Origin of the sequence: uncultured Porphyromonas sp. (assembly GCF_934359325.1) — a bacterium.
Lineage (GTDB): Bacteria > Bacteroidota > Bacteroidia > Bacteroidales > Porphyromonadaceae > Porphyromonas_A.
Genome location: NZ_CAKRLH010000189.1, coordinates 1 through 3,209, shown reverse-complemented (window position 1 = coordinate 3,209; position 3,209 = coordinate 1). Strand labels below are relative to the sequence as shown.

The window sequence follows — 3,209 nt, the reverse complement described above, 5'->3', positions numbered from 1 at the left end:
GACAAGGAGATCCTGAGCAATGAGTCGCAGGAGCGTATGGGCATCCTGATCCATAAGGAGGACCTCGAGGGCGTGCGAGCCATTGCCGAGCGGGAGCGCGCACCTTTCTATCCCGTCGGGGAGGCCAAAGCAAGTGGGAAGCTGGTCTTTGACCACCAGGAGACAGGCGCACCGGCGGCGCTGGATCTCCAGCTGAGCCACCTCTTCGGCTCCGCCCCCAAGACGATCATGGAGGATGAGACAAGGGAGACCACCTTTGCCGATCCCGATAAGAACCCGCTCGCCGGGCAGAAGCTCGCCGATGTCATCGCTGACGTGCAGCGACTCGAGAGTGTCGGCTCCAAGGACTGGCTGACGAATAAGGTGGACCGCTCCGTCACTGGCAAGGTGGCGCGCCAGCAGTGCTGCGGTCCGCTCCAGCTGCCCCTCTCTGACCTCGGCGCCGTGGCGCTCGACTATCGGGGCGAGGCGGGTATGGCGATGGCCCTCGGTCACGCGCCGGTGGCAGCGATGATCTCCGCTGAGGCGGGCTCCCGTCTCGCCATCGCCGAGTCGCTGACCAATATCGTCGGAGCACCCCTGCGGAAGGGGCTCGAGAGCGTCTCGCTCTCCGCCAACTGGATGTGGCCCTGTCGCAACCCCGGTGAGGATGCCCGACTCTACGCTGCCGTTAGGGCGGCATCCGACTTTGCCATAGCCCTCGGGATCAATATCCCGACCGGCAAGGACTCCCTCTCGATGACCCAGACCTACCCCGACGGGCAGCGGGTCACCGCTCCCGGTACGCTGATTGTCACCGCGGGAGCCGAGGTGACCGACGTCCGCCGGATCCCCGACCCGGTGCTGAAGGACGCCCCGGGGAGTGCGGTGCTGTACGTCGACTTCTCCTTCTGCAACCGTCATCTCGGTGGTTCCGCTCTCTATCAGACGCTCGGCAAGGTGGGCTCCACCACGCCCGACGTTGTGGACGTGGACTACTTTGCTGACTCCTTCGGTGCGATCCAGGAGCTGGTTAGTGAGGGGAGGATCCTGGCGATCCACGACCTGTCCGCCGGCGGTCTCGTCACCGCTCTCCTCGAGATGTGCTATGCGCGCACCGAGGGAGGAGTGCAGCTCTCCGCCGATCTCCTCAGCGAGGGACCTCTGGAGGAGGTTCTCTTTGCCGAGAATCCCGGCGTGCTGATCCAGGTGGCTGACCCGGAGGGTGTGATGAAGTCACTCGAGGAGGCGGGCGTCGCCTCCGTCCTCGCCGCCCTCCCGATCAAGGAGCGGCTGATGCGCATCGGTAAGGAGGAGATAGATATCGATGAGATGCGCCGTGCCTGGCAGACTCCGTCGCGCCTGATGGAACCTGAGCAGGCGTCCAAGGAGTGCGCTGAGTCGAGGGCCAGGGAGCAGCTCGCTCAGCCGCTGGACTACCGGCTACGCCCCGGGCAGAGACGCACGCTCGCCGACTACGGCAAGAGCCGGGATCGGAAGGAGCGGAGCGGCATCACCTGCGCCATCATCCGCGACAAGGGGACCAATGGCGAGCGAGAGATGGCTTACGCCCTCTGGCTGGCCGGCTTCGATGTGCGGGATGTCCATATGAGCGACCTGATGAGCGGTCGCGAGACGCTGGAGGAGTGCCGGATGATCGTCTTCTGCGGAGGCTTCTCTCATAGCGATGTGCTGGGGGCGGCGACCGGATTTGCCGCAGGCTTCCGGTACAACGATCGGGCCAGCGAGGCGCTGCGGAAGTTTTACGCCCGTCCCGATACCCTCTCGCTCGGCATCTGCAACGGCTGTCAGCTGATGGGGAAGCTGGACCTCCTCTACGGCGAGGAGCGGAGCTTCCGTCTTCTGCACAACGAGAGCGGAAAATTTGAGTCCACCTTCCTCACCCTCGAGATCCCCGAGACGAATAGCGTGATGCTCGGCAGCCTTGCCGGCACGAAGCTCGGCTGCTGGGTGGCACATGGTGAGGGGCGCTTTGACCTCTCGGCTGACCCCCACAGCTACTCGGTGGCCGTCCGCTACGGCTACGAGGCGTACCCAGGCAATCCCAACGGCTCACCCGACCGCATTGCGGCGCTGGTGAGCGACGACGGGCGTCATCTCGCGATGATGCCTCATCCGGAACGGTCCGTCTTCCCCTGGCAGTGTGGGTACTACCCGGAGGCGGGGGATGAGGTGACGCCATGGTTTGAGGCTTTTGTCAATGCCTACGAGTGGTGTCGGGCACACCGCTGAGCAGGCTTATATAATGGATATCATCTATCATGAGTAAAACGAATCATCAACAGGCGGAGAAGCCGCGACCACATCAGTACGTCGATGAGGAGTACTCCGCACCCACGATGCGGGAGGAGCCGCGAAGCCTCTGGGGCTGGTTTGTCCGCTGCATCACGACCCGCTATGCCGACCTGAGCGGTCGGGCGCGCCGCTTTGCTTTCTGGAGCTTTGTCACCTTCTTCATCGCCTTCCTCCTGCTGGCGGTGCTGATCTGCTGCGTGGAGACCTACTTCTCGATCAAGGGGTATGGCCCCTCCGAGATGGAGCTTAGCAATCCCGGATTCTACCTCGATATGGCTCAGGGGACCTGGACCTTCTGGCTCATACCATTAGTGCTGGCGATCTTCTTCATCCCTATGGTGACGGTGACGGTGCGGCGCTTCCACGATGTGGGCATATCGACCGGGGTCTTCTTGATCCTCTTTGCGGTGCAGTTTTTCTTCCTCGTCATGGGGCTGATCGACAGCGACATCGCTGAGGGCGAGCTGGAGGCGACGCTCAACTTCATCTCCGAACTGGTAGTCTGTGGCTTCCACCTCTTTGTCGTCGTCGTGGCGCTGATGCCGGGGAAGAAGGGCCCGAATAGATACGGTCCCGACCCGAAGCGTCGCGGGGCGCAGATGGACATCGAGATCGTCTGACCCGGTGGCTGACCTTATGGAGCAAGCTCCCCGCGTGCCGGGCGAGCGACACCTGACGCTGTGGAGCTACTTCTGGACTGCTCTCACGCGCCGGTATGGTAGCTTCGATGGCCGATCGAGGAGGCTGGAGTTCTGGAGCTACTACCTCTTCATCGTCCTCTTCTACCTCCTTATCCTTGCAGCGCAGGCACTACTGGACGGGGTGGGCGTGACGAAAGCAGCGCTCATCGCCCCCTTCGGCATCGAGGGGATCCTCTCCGGCTACGGCGACCGACCCTACTTCGATGCGCCGGT

3 protein-coding genes are annotated in these 3,209 nt (G+C 63.2%); all 3 read left to right on the top strand.

The features are described from left to right. Positions 1-2,232: phosphoribosylformylglycinamidine synthase (gene purL, locus Q0F21_RS06695; RefSeq protein ID WP_297238516.1), on the top strand; the 2,232-nt coding region annotated here is incomplete at its 5' end. Between the two features lie 29 nt (positions 2,233-2,261). Further along, positions 2,262-2,915, top strand: coding sequence for a DUF805 domain-containing protein (locus Q0F21_RS06690; RefSeq protein ID WP_297238514.1), 654 nt, complete (start codon positions 2,262-2,264; stop codon positions 2,913-2,915). A 16-nt stretch (positions 2,916-2,931) separates the two neighbouring features. Next, a partial coding sequence (locus tag Q0F21_RS06685; RefSeq protein ID WP_297238512.1) for a hypothetical protein occupies positions 2,932-3,209 on the top strand: 278 nt, incomplete at its 3' end.

Excerpts from the sequence above, each read along its gene's own strand:
- Q0F21_RS06690 (WP_297238514.1), top strand. The coding sequence starts at position 2,262 with ATGAGTAAAACGAATCATCAACAGGCGGAGAAGCCGCGACCACATCAG.